Origin of the sequence: Streptomyces sp. ITFR-6 (genome assembly GCF_031844725.1) — a bacterium.
Lineage (GTDB): Bacteria > Actinomycetota > Actinomycetes > Streptomycetales > Streptomycetaceae > Streptomyces.
In genome coordinates, this window is the sequence record NZ_CP134612.1 from 3554521 (window position 1) to 3569625 (window position 15105).

The 15105-nt window shown below is 69.0% G+C and carries 17 protein-coding genes and 2 pseudogenes; 14 read left to right on the forward strand and 5 right to left on the reverse strand.

The genetic code is table 11. From position 1 onward, the window contains the following. Window positions 1-73: 73 nt before the first annotated feature. The 12 genes and pseudogenes from RLT59_RS16095 (at window position 74) to RLT59_RS16150 (ending at window position 8978) form a co-directional block, all read left to right on the forward strand. Window positions 74-850 carry an ABC transporter ATP-binding protein gene (locus RLT59_RS16095; protein ID WP_311304034.1) on the forward strand — a complete coding sequence of 259 codons (777 nt, stop codon included), beginning with the start codon at window positions 74-76 and terminating at the stop codon, window positions 848-850. After that, window positions 844-2139: a DUF7224 domain-containing protein gene (locus RLT59_RS16100; RefSeq protein WP_311304035.1), complete on the forward strand. Its 1296-nt coding sequence runs from the start codon at window positions 844-846 to the stop codon at window positions 2137-2139. The genes RLT59_RS16095 and RLT59_RS16100 overlap by 7 nt, the downstream gene beginning before the upstream one ends. Next, the gene (locus RLT59_RS16105; RefSeq protein WP_311304036.1) at window positions 2126-2797 is read left to right on the forward strand and encodes a hypothetical protein; all 672 of its coding nucleotides are present in this window, start codon (window positions 2126-2128) and stop codon (window positions 2795-2797) included. The genes RLT59_RS16100 and RLT59_RS16105 overlap by 14 nt, the downstream gene beginning before the upstream one ends. Before the next feature lie 217 nt (window positions 2798-3014). Continuing rightward, window positions 3015-3728: a TetR/AcrR family transcriptional regulator gene (locus RLT59_RS16110; RefSeq protein ID WP_311304037.1), complete on the forward strand. Its 714-nt coding sequence runs from the start codon at window positions 3015-3017 to the stop codon at window positions 3726-3728. 32 nt (window positions 3729-3760) lie between these two features. Further along, window positions 3761-4492 carry a phosphotransferase gene (locus tag RLT59_RS16115; RefSeq protein ID WP_311304038.1) on the forward strand — a complete coding sequence of 244 codons (732 nt, stop codon included), beginning with the start codon at window positions 3761-3763 and terminating at the stop codon, window positions 4490-4492. A 161-nt stretch (window positions 4493-4653) separates the two neighbouring features. After that, window positions 4654-4872, forward strand: coding sequence for a hypothetical protein (locus tag RLT59_RS16120; RefSeq protein WP_311307743.1), 219 nt, complete (start codon window positions 4654-4656; stop codon window positions 4870-4872). Next, a complete protein-coding gene (locus RLT59_RS16125; protein ID WP_311304039.1) occupies window positions 4856-5380 on the forward strand; it encodes a DUF6879 family protein in 525 nt (174 codons plus the stop codon). Before RLT59_RS16120 ends, RLT59_RS16125 begins: the two co-directional genes overlap by 17 nt. Then, window positions 5364-6206, forward strand: a complete 843-nt coding sequence (locus RLT59_RS16130) for a helix-turn-helix domain-containing protein (protein ID WP_311304040.1) — start codon at window positions 5364-5366, stop codon at window positions 6204-6206. Before RLT59_RS16125 ends, RLT59_RS16130 begins: the two co-directional genes overlap by 17 nt. Before the next feature lie 162 nt (window positions 6207-6368). Next, entirely contained in the window at window positions 6369-6566 is a 198-nt protein-coding gene (locus tag RLT59_RS16135; RefSeq protein WP_311304041.1) for a hypothetical protein, read from the forward strand. Then, complete coding sequence (locus RLT59_RS16140; protein WP_311304042.1) at window positions 6563-6844, forward strand: DUF7848 domain-containing protein; 282 nt, start codon at window positions 6563-6565, stop codon at window positions 6842-6844. The genes RLT59_RS16135 and RLT59_RS16140 overlap by 4 nt, the downstream gene beginning before the upstream one ends. Before the next feature lie 222 nt (window positions 6845-7066). Continuing rightward, window positions 7067-7788 (forward strand): annotated as a pseudogene (locus RLT59_RS16145) (dienelactone hydrolase family protein). A gap of 341 nt (window positions 7789-8129) precedes the next feature. After that, window positions 8130-8978, forward strand: a complete 849-nt coding sequence (locus tag RLT59_RS16150) for a hypothetical protein (RefSeq protein ID WP_311304043.1) — start codon at window positions 8130-8132, stop codon at window positions 8976-8978. A gap of 147 nt (window positions 8979-9125) precedes the next feature. On the opposite strand, the pseudogene RLT59_RS16155 reads toward RLT59_RS16150, so the two are convergent. Further along, window positions 9126-9386 (reverse strand): annotated as a pseudogene (locus RLT59_RS16155) (mycodextranase); the annotation flags it as partial. Here RLT59_RS16155 and RLT59_RS16160 point away from each other — a divergent pair. After that, entirely contained in the window at window positions 9374-9868 is a 495-nt protein-coding gene (locus tag RLT59_RS16160; protein WP_311307744.1) for a TSUP family transporter, read from the forward strand. The pseudogene RLT59_RS16155 and the gene RLT59_RS16160 overlap by 13 nt on opposite strands. A 22-nt stretch (window positions 9869-9890) precedes the next feature. Here RLT59_RS16160 and RLT59_RS16165 read toward each other — a convergent pair whose 3' ends face one another. Further along, complete coding sequence (locus RLT59_RS16165) at window positions 9891-10616, reverse strand: GNAT family N-acetyltransferase (RefSeq protein WP_311304044.1); 726 nt, start codon at window positions 10614-10616, stop codon at window positions 9891-9893. 192 nt (window positions 10617-10808) lie between these two features. Between RLT59_RS16165 and RLT59_RS16170 the strand changes: the two genes are divergently transcribed. After that, a complete protein-coding gene (locus tag RLT59_RS16170; protein ID WP_311304045.1) occupies window positions 10809-12152 on the forward strand; it encodes an alpha/beta hydrolase family protein in 1344 nt (447 codons plus the stop codon). A gap of 85 nt (window positions 12153-12237) precedes the next feature. Here RLT59_RS16170 and groL read toward each other — a convergent pair whose 3' ends face one another. From groL to RLT59_RS16185, 3 genes are all read right to left on the reverse strand, one after another. After that, window positions 12238-13863 carry a chaperonin GroEL gene (gene groL, locus RLT59_RS16175; protein WP_311304046.1) on the reverse strand — a complete coding sequence of 542 codons (1626 nt, stop codon included), beginning with the start codon at window positions 13861-13863 and terminating at the stop codon, window positions 12238-12240. Between the two features lie 292 nt (window positions 13864-14155). Further along, entirely contained in the window at window positions 14156-14362 is a 207-nt protein-coding gene (locus RLT59_RS16180; RefSeq protein ID WP_003967346.1) for a cold-shock protein, read from the reverse strand. A gap of 433 nt (window positions 14363-14795) precedes the next feature. Continuing rightward, a complete protein-coding gene (locus RLT59_RS16185; protein ID WP_311304047.1) occupies window positions 14796-15074 on the reverse strand; it encodes a MoaD/ThiS family protein in 279 nt (92 codons plus the stop codon). Window positions 15075-15105 lie beyond the last annotated feature (31 nt).

Consider the following 15105-nt stretch of genomic DNA (forward strand, 5'->3'; position numbering starts at 1 on the left):
CAGTAGGGTCATCATTGCCGTTGTGGGCCCGCCGAGGAGGCGGGCCCACCTCCCATTTCAGGGAATTCTATTTATGACACCTTATCCCGTAGTTCAATTGACATCCCTCACGCAAGGGTATGGGGCTCGAAACGTCGTCGAGGACCTCGACTTGTCCATCCAGCCGGGAGTGACTGGCCTGTTGGGCCCCAACGGAGCGGGCAAGACCACATTGTTCCGCACCCTCGCCACGATCGCGCCGCCACGCAGCGGGGAACTGGCGCTGTTCGGCAAGCCCGTCACCAGCGAACGGGACGCCCGTAAGGCCCGCCGCCGCATCGGCTACCTGCCGCAGGACTTCGGCTACTTTCCGGCGTTCTCCATCACCGACTTCGTCCGCTACTGCGCTTGGCTGCGCGAGGTCCCGACCAAAGAGGCCGAGGCCGCCACCGCCGAAGCGCTGGCCGAAGTCGGCCTGACCGACCGTTCCCGAGACCGAATGAAGTCACTGTCCGGCGGCATGCTCCGCCGCGCTGGGATCGCTGCCGCCATCGTCGGTTCCCCGTCACTGCTGCTGCTCGACGAGCCCACCGTCGGCCTCGACCCCGCGCAGCGCCTCGACTTCCGCGACTTGATCCGCTCCCTCGCCCTCGCGGGGACCGCCATCGTGCTCAGTACCCATCTCGTCGAGGATGTGGGCGCCACCTGCGACACCGTCCTGGTGCTGAGTAATGGCCGGGTGGTCCACAGCGGCACGCCACAGCAGCTGGCACAACGTTCCAGTCCGGCGGCCCCGGGGGACAGCCCGCTGGAGCGCGGCTACATGACCGTTCTGGACGACCGCGGCCTGTCCGAGGAGGCCGCATGCTGAACGCGTACCAGATCGAACTGCGGCGCTCTCCTCTTCTCACCGCCTTCCCCTTGATGATCGCCGTGGACCTGGTCGTGCTCTTCGGGCGGTCCCGGTACTGGATCGGCTCGTGGCCCGAGGCGAGCGTGGCGGCCCAGGTCGTCACGATGTTCCTGGGGCCCGTTCTCGCCGGAGTCTCTGCCTGGCAGGCGGGGCGCTCCTCCCGGGCAGGGATGCCCGAGTTCCTCCTCGCGGCGGCCCGGCCGGGCTGGAGGGCCGAGGCCGTGAGGCTGGCCGCGACGCTCACGCTCGGATTCCTTGCGTACGGGATCGGGTGCCTCGTTGCCGCGACTGTCTCGTCCGGGGATGCGGGTCCGGGCTTCTTGTGGCCGTCATACCTGCTGCTGGGCGCCTCGGCCTTGATCGTTTTCGCGTCCGTCGGGCATCTGGCCGGGCGCTGGTGGCCATCGGCCGGCTTCACACCCATCGTGTGCGCGCTGGGCAGCCTCATCAGCTTGTCCGTACTGCCGTTCAAGTTCACTCTCCTCGCGGCGCCGCCGGACACCTACGTGCGCCCTCAGACGGTCGCGATCCGGGTGCTGTGCGCTTTGGCTCTCGCAGTGCTGGCAGTTACCGCGCCGCCGCTGAGGAGAACGGCGGCCCCCCGCCGGAAGACGCCGTGGCACTTGCGCGGTGTTGCCGCCGGGTCGGCGGCCTGCTCCCTCGCCCTCCTGGTTCTGGCCGCCCCGGAGGATGGCCAGTTGACGGTGGCGCGCCCGTCCTCGTCCGTGACGCCGCTTTGTGACCGCGCCGGTGAAAGCGCCCCGCGCGTGTGTCTCTGGCCCGAGCACCGGAAGTACCTGCCCGAGCTCACCCACATGGCTCAGCGCCTGGGCCGGACCGGTCAGCCGGGGATCAAAGTGCCCGACGCGTTCTACGAGTTCGGGCTGAAGCGGACCAAACTGGGTGACCGGGGGCTCGACATCGCGGAAGGGCACACACGCACTGCGGCCATCGCCATGGCCGGCCAGGTGTTCAACAAGTCGTTCGGCCGCTGCCGCCCGCCCGAGGGCGAGAAGCGTGCGTGGCAGGCACGCGACAACCTTTCCCTGTGGCTTGAGTACCAGTCCACGGGGCAGGACCCGGCCGTCGCCGACAAGGGCCTGCATATGGAAGGGGTCTCCGAAGCCCAGCGCCAGGCGACCATCGCCGTACGGATGCCGCACGCCGAGCAGACGAAGTGGATCGCGCGGGAGCGCGGCGAACTCCTTCGAGACACATCCTGGTGCTCGCCTGATGACCGGGAATGACGACCTGCTGCGCTACGGGCGCGCCCACCGGGGCGGGGCGGTCCTCGCCGGAACGGCAGCGGTTGCCATTCTGTCGGCACTCTTCGGCGGTACCCACATCGCGCTTCCCTCCATCGGCAACGGAGGCATCACCACAGGATTGCCCTTCCGGCACGAGCTCCCTCTTCTGTCGGCCGTCTTCCTCACCGCCACCCTCGGCGGAGCGATGTCGGAACACGACGAAATGGGTGGGGCCGCAATGCACCGGCTTCGGGGCGCCTACTGTGCCCTACTGACGCTGACTGCCTGCGCCTTCTCCTTCGGCACCGAGGCACTGGCCACCGGGCCTGCGGCCGGGGCCGTATTCGTTCGCTCCGTGTTGATCTGGCTCGGCCTCGCTCTGCTCTCCGCCAAGTTGCTGGGGCAGCAACTTGGCTGGGCCATCCCTCTGGCTTCGGCCCTCCTGCTGATCTGGTACCCCAAGACCTGGTGGGACTGGACGGCCAACCCGCCAACCGAACTATGTAGTTGGGCTGTTGCCGGGACTGCTCTGGGTGCCGGAGTCGTAGCGACCGCGGCGACTCCCTGGCGAAGAAGAGTCATCTTCCGCAGAAGCCGTATCCCAAGCGGACATAATCGCTTGGTCTCTGCTGCTCAGGCATGGTTTCGGTCGGGGTGAGGGTCGCATCCGGCGACTTGTTTCCGCACTGTGAGCGAGGGGCGCGCGATGGCCTCGGTGCCGGGAATGCTGAAGGAGCGGGAGTCGGCTGCCCGTGTGCGGGTGGAAGGGCTGGTGGAGCCGACCGCAAGACCCGCACCACCTGCCCGCGCCGCCAGGGCGGGTCGGGGCCGGGCGGGCGGTGGCATCCCTGTCACCGTTCGTTACGGTGTGCCGTATGGGATCCGACACCGACCAGCCACGACGCAGCCGCCGGGAACGACCGGCCAAGCCCGCGCTGTCGCGGGACGGGATCGTGGCCATGGCGGTCGGGATCATGCGGTCCGAGGGCCTGGCCAAGGTGACCATGCGCCGCCTGGCGCAGGAGCTGGACACGGGTCCGGCCTCACTCTACGTGTACGTCGCCAACACGGCCGAGCTGCACGCGGCGATCCTCGACGAGCTGCTGGAGCCGTTGCGGGCCGAGGACGGCGGCGACTGGCGCGAGCGGCTGGAGGGCCTGCTCACCTCGTACACGGCCACCCTCTTCGCGCACCCCGGCCTGGCCCGCGCCGCACTGGTGATCCAGCCCAGCGGCGCGCACTACCTCCGGCTGATCGAGTCGCTTCTCGCCCTCCTCGACGAAGGCGGCATCGCACCCGCCCAGGCGGCCTGGGGCGTGGACCTGCTGCTCCAGTACACGACCGCGACGGCGGCGGAGCAGGCGACGCGGGACCAGTCCGCCGACACCCAGGCCGTGTGGGACTCCCTCACGGACACCCTGCACGGAACCTCGGACCGCACCCACCCGCACATCGCGGACCTCGCCACGCACCTGGTCTCCGGCACGGCGGAGCAGCGCATGTCGTGGGGCATCGCGACCCTGATCAACGGCATCCGCGATACCCCGGTGCCCACGGAGGACGCCTCGGACCGTCGGGACGAGGTGTGAGCGCCGGAGACAGCGGCCGGGCAGCGGAACGGATGCCTGAGCCGTCCTTGCCAGGGGGCTTCGTCAATACGGTCGTCCGTGTCGGGGACACGGTGCGCCGTCCGGCCTCGGCGGAGTTCGTGGGCGATCTGCTGAAGCTGCTCGAAGCCAGGGGCTGGAGCGGTGCCCCGCGATATCTCGGTGTGGACGCCGAAGGCCGTGAAGTTTTCGGATACCTCGACGGCCATGTGGCGTGGGAGCCGAACCAACCCGCTGCCGTGTCGTCGGACGAGAACTTGGTGGCGGTCGCCCGGCTCGTGCGGGAGTTCCACGACCTGACGGCCGGCACCCCGCTGGCCGGAGACCACGAGGTCGTGTGCCACAACGACCTGTCGCCCAAGAACACGGTCTACCAGCCGTACGGCGGCCGGCTTCGGCCGACGGCCTTCATCGACTGGGACCTGGCGGCACCGGGCTCACGCATCCACGACATCGCCCATGTCTGCTGGCAGTACCTCGATCTGGGCCCTTCGGTCACCGACGTCGAGCAGGTGGCACGACGCATGAGGCTGATCGCCGACAGCTACGCGTTGGCGGACCGGCAACCTCTCGTACCCACGATTCTGTGGTGGCAGGACCGGTGCTGGCGGGGCATCGACGCCCAGGCCGATGCGGGTGACGCCGCCATGGCCCGGCTCCGTGACGCAGGGGCGGTGACGCGAGTACGGACGGCCTTTGAGTGGGTCTCCGGTCACCGGGACGCGCTGGAACGCTCGCTGCGGTGAGCGCGTGGGACGGCGGGGAGGGGCGGCGCCCGTCGGGTGAGCCAAGATCCGGGTTTATGCGACATCGCGCATAGTCACGTTTCCGCATGGACGCCCCTGTACGCCTCCCCGTACCGTCGGAGAAGTTGGGCTCAACAGGCCTCATCACAAAGGAGTTCGGCATGGCGCGCGAGGCATTACAGCGGCTTACCGGCAACGGGAACGGGAACGGGAACGGGAACTGCAACAACGACGACTGCCCGAACGTGTACCGCACTGCCAACGGGTCCATCGTCGTCCAGGGGGACGTCTCCGATGCCTTTCAGCCGCCTGTCGGGGAAGGGCTGGTAGAGATCCCTGAAAGCGTTCTACGGGAGGCCGTACGTGCTCTTGGATGGTGACGCATGGAAAGCCCGCATGCAGGGATTCCGGAGCGAGGCGTGGCGGCTGGAGACCCTTCCCGTCTACCACTCACCTGGTGAGGACGGAGATATCCGGGACTTTCTCGCCGGAAAACGCATCAACCCTCACACCTACTCGTCCACCTACACAGACGGTCTGCGCAAATTCACGGCAGAGGGCAAGACAAAAGGGCGCGTCCACGTCGTCACGAGACCGTTGACGGACTATCTCCGGTTCGAGTTCATGTACTACGACGCGCACGCGCGGGCCGGCGATGACATCCGGATTCTCGACGTGACCGATCGACCTGACCCGCTGGACGGCGCACCTGATTTCTGGTTGCTGGACAGGTCGACAGTCGTGCTCATGCACTACGCGGAAGACGGAACACAAACGAGCCGCGAACTGTACGAGGGCGATCCTGCCCCGTACCTCGAATACCAGCGCATCGCGGTAGCCGAATCGGTGCCGTTCAGGGAGTACGCCAACGGTGGCCATCGAGCCTGACCGGCTGGACCAGCCCGGCCGTGAACTGGCGGCCATGCTCAAGCGGCTACGCCGACGAGCCGGGCTCTCAGGGGTCCGGCTTGCCGCGCATTGCAACATGTCCCAGTCGAAGATCAGCAGGATTGAAGGCAACAAGGCCCGACCCTCTCTGCTCGACGTGCAACAGATCCTCCGTGCACTGGATGTATCCCCCGCAGTCGCGGCGGAGGTGACGGCGCTTGCGCGGATCGCTCAGACGGAGTGGCAGGGCGGCAGGGCGCTGCGCCGCAAGGGGCTCGACAAGAAGCAACTGCAGCTAGCCAGACTTGAAGCATCGTCGACCACGTTTCGATACTTCCTGCTGTCCATGATTACGGGTCTGCTGGCTACGCCCGCGTACGTCCGGGCAAGTCTCGGTGACGCCCCCTCGGAGCAGCAAATGAAGACCGTTGCTTTGAAGCTGGAGCGTCAGCGGGTTCTGTTCGACCGTTCGAAACGCTTCACATTTTTGTTGACCGAGGCGGCCGTTCGCTACCCATTGATCCCTCGGGATGAGCTTGCCATGCAGATTGATCACCTCACCTCGTTGAGCAGGCAGCCGAATATCCGGATCGGGATTCTCCCCATGGACACCTGCCTGGGAACTGGGGCACTCAATACGTTCACCATTTATGACGAGGCTGTAGCCACCGCTGAACCTGATCTCGGGGCGATAGTTTTCCGGGATGCGCGTGACGTACAGGATCTCATTGCAAGGTTCACCCGCTATGAGGAGCAGGCTCTGTTCAGCGGGCACGCACGCACCCAACTGACAGATTGGGCGGAAGCCTGCCGGAGTGGTCGCTAGTCGATCACGTGCATAAAGCGTCACCCTTCCAGGCTGATGGGAGATTCTCCTTCGGGAGCGGATAAAACTTCACGAAGGAGGCAGGGACGGCATGGTTGTGCAGGCAATGGAGTCTGACGCGCGGCAGAGCAGGTGGGTGACGTACGCCCTTGAGGGGCCGGTATGAGCGAGCCGAGGACGTATCCCCATGCCCCAGTGACTCTGCCCTTGAGGCTGGAGCCGGACCCCGCCCCCGTGCCGGACTGCGCCGGGTGCAGCGAGTTGGCCGACGTGCGCGAACGGGCCCGCACTGGCGGCGACATGACCACCGTGTCCGACTGCAACGTCTACATGCGGCGACACCCGGAGGGGCACCGATGACCCGCACGGTAATGCGTTACGTGGACCACACCATCAGCCACGTGCCGGACGGTGGGATCACCGCTCAACTCTTCTGCATGACGGCGGAGTGCGGGGAGGACTCCGGACTCCGAGGTGTCCCGGACGACGCCCAGGACTGGGCCCTTCGGCATACCGGTCGGACCTGCCACGACCTGTTCCGGCGCGAGTACACCGACCACGCCCGCGTCGTCCGACACGAGCAGAACAGGGAGACGCACGGTGCCGCTGATCAGGAAGCACGTGATGAAGCCGAGTAGCGTTCCGCCGTCCAGTGAACCTCAATACCCCGGCATCCATCGCGCGAGAAACCCGATTGCGGACCGAAGCGGGCCACGGCTAATCTCGCGGAGGCCGTGCGAGAGAACGAGGAGGTGGTACCCGTGAACACAGAACTGACATGGGTGCTCTCCTCCGGGGTCACGGTCGGGCGATAGGTCGTCCGGGAGCGCCGTTCAGCAGCACTCCCGAAAGGCACGACCATGCGATTCACTTCTGAGCAGCGCCTCGACGACGGCGTCCTCGAACGCGAATTCACCCTCGGCGAGATTCCCGGTCTCCTGTGGACCTCCGGGTCCGCACCCGCCCCGCTGATCCTGATCGGTCACCCCGGCAGCCTGCACAAGCGGCTTCCCCGGCTGGTGGCGCGGGCCCGTTACTACGCGGCGGAGCACGGCTTCGCGGTGGCGGCCATCGACGCTCCGGGCCACGGTGACCGGCCCCGTTCCGCCGACGACGAGCAGACCAGGGCCGACCTGCGCCGGGCGTTGCAGGCCGGCGAACCGGTCGACGAGATCGTCGACCGGCTCCTCATCCCCCTGGTCGAGGGGCGGTCCCGGAATGGCGGACCACCCTGGACGCCCTCCTCTCGCTGCCCGAGATCGACGGCCCTGTCGGGTACGAGGGGCTGTCCGCCGTCGGCATCCGGCTGGCACTGGTCGAACCGCGCATCGCGGCCGCCGTCTTCTTCGGCATGGGCTTCGTCCCCGGCGTGGTGCGCGAGGAGGCCCGGCAGCTCACCCTGCCGCTTCAGTTCCTGCTCCAGTGGGACGACGCGGGCATGGAACGGCAGCCGGTCCTGGACCTGTTCGACGCCTTCGGCAGCCAGGAGAAGACCCTGCACGCCAACATGGGCGGGCACACCGGCACCCCGTGGTTCGAGACGGAGGACGCCGCCCGGTTCTTCGGCCGCCACCTGAAGTGACCGACGTAGGGCGGTAGGCCGCCCTACCGCCTCGGCCGGGCAGGGTGCCGCTCATCGAAAAATCCCCCGGAGCTCAAGCGTCGAGCTCCGAGCGCTCTTTCAGCGGAATGGTGGGTGGGTCTGAATACCCACCCACCCACCCTGACCGGCCAGTTGACCATTTGTCACCGACTTGCGACGGACCGTAGCGACGCTCTAGCGTCAGCGAAACCAAGACGGCCCCCGCCGGTGCGCAAACACCGAACAGGGGCCTGACCACTTCGATCGTCAGGAGCGATCTCATGGCTGCCAGCCAGCTTAGTCCTGCCCTTGTTCCCCCTGTCCCCACGCTCGATCACCCGATGGCCAGTCCCGGGTACGGCAAGCGTTCGGCGCCAGGCCAACGCCCGCGCACCGATCACGATTTCGCGCACCTGCTGCCCCGTGACGCCGCTGTCGCCGCGTACATCGACGGACTGTGCGACGGTGCCGACATCTCCGTGAAGACCCTCGCCAAAACGCTCCCGTACGGCCAGTGCGCCCTACGCACCACGCTCAACCGGCTCCAGGAAGCGGGCCACCTGCGCCGGGGCAGCGAGTGCATCGCCACCGAGGAAGCGCTGCTCTGGGTCACCCGCACCTTCTTTTCCCGCACCTGGCACGACGACGACTGGTGGGACGCGTTCATCCGGGGCGACGTACCCCAGGACCAGGTGCAGGATCAGGCGCCTCAACGCCCCACCCGCTCCCGCTCGTTCATCCTGCTCGCCGCCCTCGGACGCCACACCCCCACGCTCACGCTCTCCCAGGCAGACTGCGTGACGCTCGAACCCCAGGTCACCGAGTGGTTCGAGCGCGGCGCCACCGAACCGGAAATCATGCACGCCCTCACCGAAGGCCTCCCCCCACGCATCCACCACGCCGCCGCACTCATCCGCAGGCGTCTGCTGGACAAGCTGCCGCCCGTTCGTGAGGCCTCACTCGGCCCCCGAGTCGTCCTGCGCACCCTGGAATGCCGCGAATGCCGCGCCCCCGGCAACGCAGCAGCCATGCCCGGCGGACTCTGCACCACATGCCGAGGCAACACCCCCGACACCCCCAACGGCCCTGCGGGCGCCGTACCCGAACACGGCGTACGCGCCAGGATGAGCGCCGTACGCGCCGGACTCGTACCCCGCGCCGAGCGCGCCGGGCGGACCGGAAGGGACTGACCGGCGGGTGCCTGCCGTGGTGCATGCCGCGTGGCCGACCTGCTGCGCGAGTGCGTCGACGGGCGGTGGGGCAGTGACCGGCTGAACCGTCCCGGGGAGTGGGCGGCCCAGCCGGTCGTCAGTGGTTCTCCTGCCTGCCGTCCGGCGTCACCACGCTTCCGGCGCCGGCGGCGGGACGACGGCCGGCCGGTCGTCGCAGGTGATCGTGTTGGGGAGCAGCCAGGGGGCCAGCCGGTCGCCGTCGTTGCCGCCCAGGTCCGTCAGGGCGAACTCCGAGCCCGTGGAGGGGAAGTTGAACGAGCCGCAGTTGTTGACGCCGACCGCGCCGACGTTGCGCGCGTCCACGTTCTCGAACGTCGCGCCACCCGCCGCGCGGGCGCTCAGCACCGAGGTGCCTGTGCCGTCCACTCAACACCCACGTCTCGGGGCGGCTGTTCGGCATCCTGCTGGCGTGCGCCGTCACGGTGACCGGCCTGCTGGTGTGGCTCCGCGAGCGCCGCACGGCGACCTCGCGGGCGGCCGAGGCCCCGGTGCGCGTACCGCTCGCGCTCACCGTCGCGGTGGGGGTCACGGTGGCCGTCGCGGCGGGCCTCTTCGGCCTGGGCGGACCGATGCTGAGCGTGCCGCTCCTGGTCGTCTGTGGGCTCCCGGTGCTCTCCGCTCTGGCCGCCGCGCAGGCGCAGTCCGTGGTGATCGCGAGCGTGGGCACCATCGGCTACGTCCAGCACGGCTCCATCGACTGGACCCTGGCCGCGGTGGTCGGCGTACCGGAACTGGTGGGGGTGCTCGTGGGCTGGCGCATCGCCCGCTCCGTCCCGGCCCGCCGCCTCAAGTACGCCATGGCCGCCATGCTCCTGGCCCTGGCCCCGTACCTCGCGTTCCACTCCTGAGGCACGCGGTACGGGTCGGCGCCTACCGGTCGAGCTCGATGCTCAACTGGGAACCCAGTTGCGTGAAGCCCAGTGCGGCCGCGACCCGCCGGGACGCGGGAGGCCGCGCACGCCACTGCGGCAGCAGCCCGGCGGCCAGCGCGTGGGCGACCGCCGCCGAACCCGTCACCCGCGCCAGCCCCCGCCCCCTCGCCGCCGGAGCCGTCAGAACGCTGAGGTGAGCGGTCCGGGCCGGCCACACCTCATAACCGGCGGCAGCGACCACCTCACCGCGCTCGCGGACCACGAAGACAGGTGACGTGATCCCGCTCAGCCCGGCCTCCCCGGCGTCCGCGTCACCCGCTGCCGCCTCCAGCCGCCGCAGCTCCGGTTGTCCGGCGGGCAGTTGCTCCACCGGCAGCACACCGGCCCGCACCGGCCGGAATCCCTCCGGCGAGACGTACGACAGGGCCGCCGGTCCGAGCGTCCCGGCCACGGGCAGCGCCTCCCGTACCAGCGCCTCGTCCACGACGGCTTCCGCCCACAGCCCGGCCGGCGCGTCACGGACGAGCGCGGCGGCGCTCCTGTCCGGCGCGGTCACGAGCACTGATCCGCCCAGAGCCACCACGCCGACCCAGCCGGCCGGGCACAGCCCCGACTCCTCGGAGACCACCACGCTCACACCGCCCGTCGGCGCGAACGACACCGGCACCCCGGCCAGTTCCTCCCACAGCCCCCGGGCTACGAGCAGCGACGCGTCCATCGGCATGGGCCCGATCCTGCCACGCGCGTTCAGTGGCCGACCCGGAATTTCGTCCCACCGGCCGCCGTGGCAGCCCCCCATCCCCTACCCCGGTGCCAGCCGCCACGCCGCCGAATGAGCACCTGGGTATCACGCGCGGGGCGGGCCGCGCGGGGCATCGTGGAGGTGTTCGCACACGTACCGCGCACCACGCGACACATGAGCCGTGCCGCGCGGCGCCGCCCGAACGGGCAGTCCCAGGTGTCCGCAGTCCCGCGTACTCGCACTCACAACCGCCGGCAGGTCCTCACCGCCGCCCTCGCCGCGTCCGCTCTGCCGGCCACCGGCGCCATCCCGTCCTACGCGGCCGGCGGCCGGCGGACCCGCACCGCGCTGCCGGCCACCCTGCCGACCGCGCGGCTGCCCCGGCCCACCGGACCGTTCGAGGTCGGCTGCACCGTGCACCACCTCGTCGACCCCTCACGCGCGGAGCCCTGGCTGCCCGGGACCACCGCGCGCCGCGAGCTGATGATCAGCGTCCGCTACCCGGCCGCGCCCGGCGGCTCCGGGCGGCGGGAGCCGCAGATGACGGCCGCGGCCGCCGCGCACTTCGGCGGAGCGGAGGGGGCCGCCGCCCTGAACCTGGGGATGGCGCCCGGGTCCGTCGACTGGGGCGCCACGCTCAGCCACGCCCGCCGCGACGCCCCGGTCGCCGCGCGGGCGGGCCGGCTGCCCGTCGTGCTGTACTCCGGCAGGCTGGGCGACCCGCGCACCTGGAACACCGCCCTGGTGGACGATCTGGCGAGCCACGGGTACACCGTCGTCACGATCGACCACACCTACGAGGCGACCGAGGTGGAGTTCCCCGACGGGCGCCTCGCCACCATGCGGATCTTCGACGGGGCGCCGCCCAGCGATCCGGACGTGCTCAGCGCCCTGCTGCGCAAGATCATGGCCGTCCGGGTCGCCGACACCCGGTTCGTGCTCGACCGGCTCCCGGAACTGAACCGGACGCGCTTCGGCAACGTACTCGATCTGCGGCGGACCGGCATGTTCGGCCACTCCGCGGGCGGCTTCACCGCGGCCCAGACGATGCACGACGACCGGCGGGTCAGGGCGGGCATCAACATGGACGGGCAGATGGACTACGTGGGCGGCGAGGTGCCGGACGGCAGCCGGCTGAGCACGGTGGCCACGGACGGTCTTGACCGGCCGCTGCTCCTGATGGGGACGGCCGGTGAGGGATCCGGCGACTACCGGCAGCAGCCGTCCTGGGCGGCGTTCTGGAAGAACACCCGGGGCTGGCGGGCCGACGTCACCCTGACCGGCTCGCGCCACGCCTCCTACACCGACGCCGAGTTGCTGCTGCCGCAGCTGGCCCGGCAGAGCGCGGAGCAGGACGGCGGACTGGCCGAGGCGGTCGGGACGGTACGGCCCGACCGGGCGGCGGCCGCGAGCCGGGCGTACGCGGCGTCGTTCTTCGGGCGGTGGCTGCGCGGTCACGACGACTGCCTGCTGGACGGACCGTCGGCGCGCTTCCCGGAGATGGTGTTCACCCCGTAGGGCCCGCAACGACACCGGCCCCCGGGGAAGAATCCCCGGGGGCCGGTGTCGTTACAGCTGTGCAGGAGCTACCGATCCGTGAGGATCAGAAGTCCATGTCACCGCCCGGCATGCCGCCCGGAGCGCCCGCGGCAGCGGCCTTCTCCGGCTTGTCGGCGATGACGGCCTCTGTGGTGAGGAAGAGCGCGGCGATGGACGCGGCGTTCTGCAGGGCGGAGCGCGTGACCTTCGCCGGGTCGATGATGCCCTCGGCGATCATGTCGACGTACTCGCCGGACGCGGCGTTGAGGCCGTGACCGATCGGCAGGTTGCGCACCTTCTCGACGACGACTCCACCCTCAAGACCACCGTTGACGGCGATCTGCTTGAGCGGGGCCTCCAGCGCCAGCTTGACGGCGTTGGCGCCGGTCGCCTCGTCACCCGAGAGCTCCAGCTTCTCGAAGACGGCCGAGGCCTGGAGCAGAGCCACGCCACCACCGGCGACGATGCCCTCCTCGACGGCGGCCTTGGCGTTGCGCACCGCGTCCTCGATGCGGTGCTTGCGCTCCTTGAGCTCGACCTCGGTGGCGGCACCGGCCTTGATGACGGCCACGCCGCCGGCCAGCTTCGCGAGGCGCTCCTGGAGCTTCTCGCGGTCGTAGTCCGAGTCGGAGTTCTCGATCTCGGCACGGATCTGGTTGACGCGGCCCTGGACCTGGTCGCTGTCACCGGCGCCGTCGACGATCGTCGTCTCGTCCTTGGTGATGACGACCTTGCGGGCGCGGCCGAGCAGGTCGAGACCGGCGTTCTCCAGCTTGAGGCCGACCTCCTCGGAGATGACGGTGCCACCGGTCAGGATGGCGATGTCGCCGAGCATGGCCTTGCGGCGGTCACCGAAGCCCGGGGCCTTGACGGCGACGGACTTGAAGGTGCCGCGGATCTTGTTGACGACCAACGTCGACAGGGCCTCGCCCTCGACGTCCTCAGCGATGATCAGCAGCGGCTTGCCGGACTGCATGACCTTCTCCAGCAGCGGAAGGAGGTCCTTCACGTTGCTGATCTTCGAGTTCACGATCAGGATGTACGGGTCGTCGAGGGACGACTCCATGCGCTCCATGTCCGTGGCGAAGTACGCCGAGATGTAGCCCTTGTCGAAGCGCATACCCTCGGTGAGCTCAAGCTCCAGCCCGAAGGTCTGGGACTCCTCGACGGTGATGACGCCTTCCTTGCCGACCTTGTCCATGGCCTCGGCGATGAGCTCGCCGATCTGGGTGTCAGCGGCGGAGATGGAGGCGGTCGAAGCGATCTGCTCCTTGGTCTCCACGTCCTTGGCCTGCTCCAGGAGGGCGGCGGAGACGGCCTCGACGGCCTTCTCGATGCCCCGCTTGAGAGCCATCGGGTTGGCACCCGCGGCCACGTTGCGCAGACCCTCGCGGACGAGTGCCTGGGCGAGAACGGTGGCGGTGGTCGTACCGTCGCCGGCGACGTCGTCCGTCTTCTTGGCGACCTCCTTGACCAGCTCCGCACCGATCTTCTCGTACGGGTCCTCCAGCTCGATCTCCTTGGCGATGGAAACACCATCGTTGGTGATCGTGGGGGCGCCCCACTTCTTCTCAAGGACGACGTTGCGGCCCTTGGGGCCGAGGGTGACCTTGACGGCGTCGGCGAGCTGGTTCATGCCGCGCTCAAGACCGCGCCGGGCCTCCTCGTCGAACGCGATGATCTTGGCCATATGAAGTGGTCCTCCCGGACAGGGGTGGATTCTCCGGACCGAGTGGCGCCCGCGACGGACGGCCTGCCGTCTGCCGGTTCCTTGCCCCGGCAGACCTGCGGGCCTCACCGGCCCGGTCCAAGTTTCTGTCACTCTCACCCGGAGAGTGCTAAGCCCAATGATTAGCACTCGACCCCCGAGAGTGCAAGCGCCTCCCCTCTCGGGGAGTGGCTCGGGACGCACGGAGGGCCCGTACCCCTGGGGGTACGGGCCCTCCGTGCGTGAGTAGTGTCGTTGGCCGACCGCGCCGAGCTCAGCCGACAGCGAGCTTGACCATGTCCGCCTGCGGCCCCTTCTGGCCCTGCGAGATTTCGAATTCAACTCGCTGACCCTCTTCGAGGGTGCGGTATCCGTCCATCTGGATCGCGCTGTAGTGGACGAAAACATCCGCACCACCGTCGACCGCGATGAAGCCGTACCCCTTCTCCGCGTTGAACCACTTGACGGTGCCCTGAGCCATGCCTAACTCCCCTATTACTGGCCCTTGCACAGGACCGCACTTCGCGGGCCCGGGTCAGAACCCACCCTCCGACAGGAGAGGGTGCGTGCGCCGGAACGCGTCGACCGCGGCCGAATGTATCTGCCCAACTGCCCTCTGCAACAGGTCAATCGGACGAAAATTCTCAGGCGCGCCGATCACCCGAATATGAGGAATTCATGAGATTCCAGGGCAAGTCGGGCCAGGCAAAGGCGACTTATGGCGCAAGAAGCTCAGGTACTTTGGCTGCATCTTGTCGTGGCCAGGCGCATTCTCATATGCGGGGGGCACGGGCAGCGAAGGGGACTTCCCACACTCTACCGCGCTCAACCATGCAGAATTGCCCCCTCCGCTTCTGTCGCGGAGAGGGCAATCCAGGTGACTCGGCGCAGTGGGACCGCCAGGGTCCCCGGGGTCAGCAGCCGCCGGCGACGGCCGGGATGATCGAGACTCCCGCGCCGTCCGGGGTGAGCGCTTCCAGGCCGCCTTCGAAGCGCACGTCGTCGTCGTTGACGTACACGTTGACGAAGCGGCGCAGCTTGCCCTGGTCGTCCAGGACGCGGGCGGCGATGCCCGGGTGGTCCTTCTCCAGGGACTCGATGACCTGGGAGAGGGTCGCGCCCTCTGCCGGGACCTCGGCCTGGCCGCCCGTGTAGGTGCGGAGGATGGTGGGGATACGGACCTTGACGCTCATGGTGGGTGCCCTTCCTGGAGTCTCGGGTGGG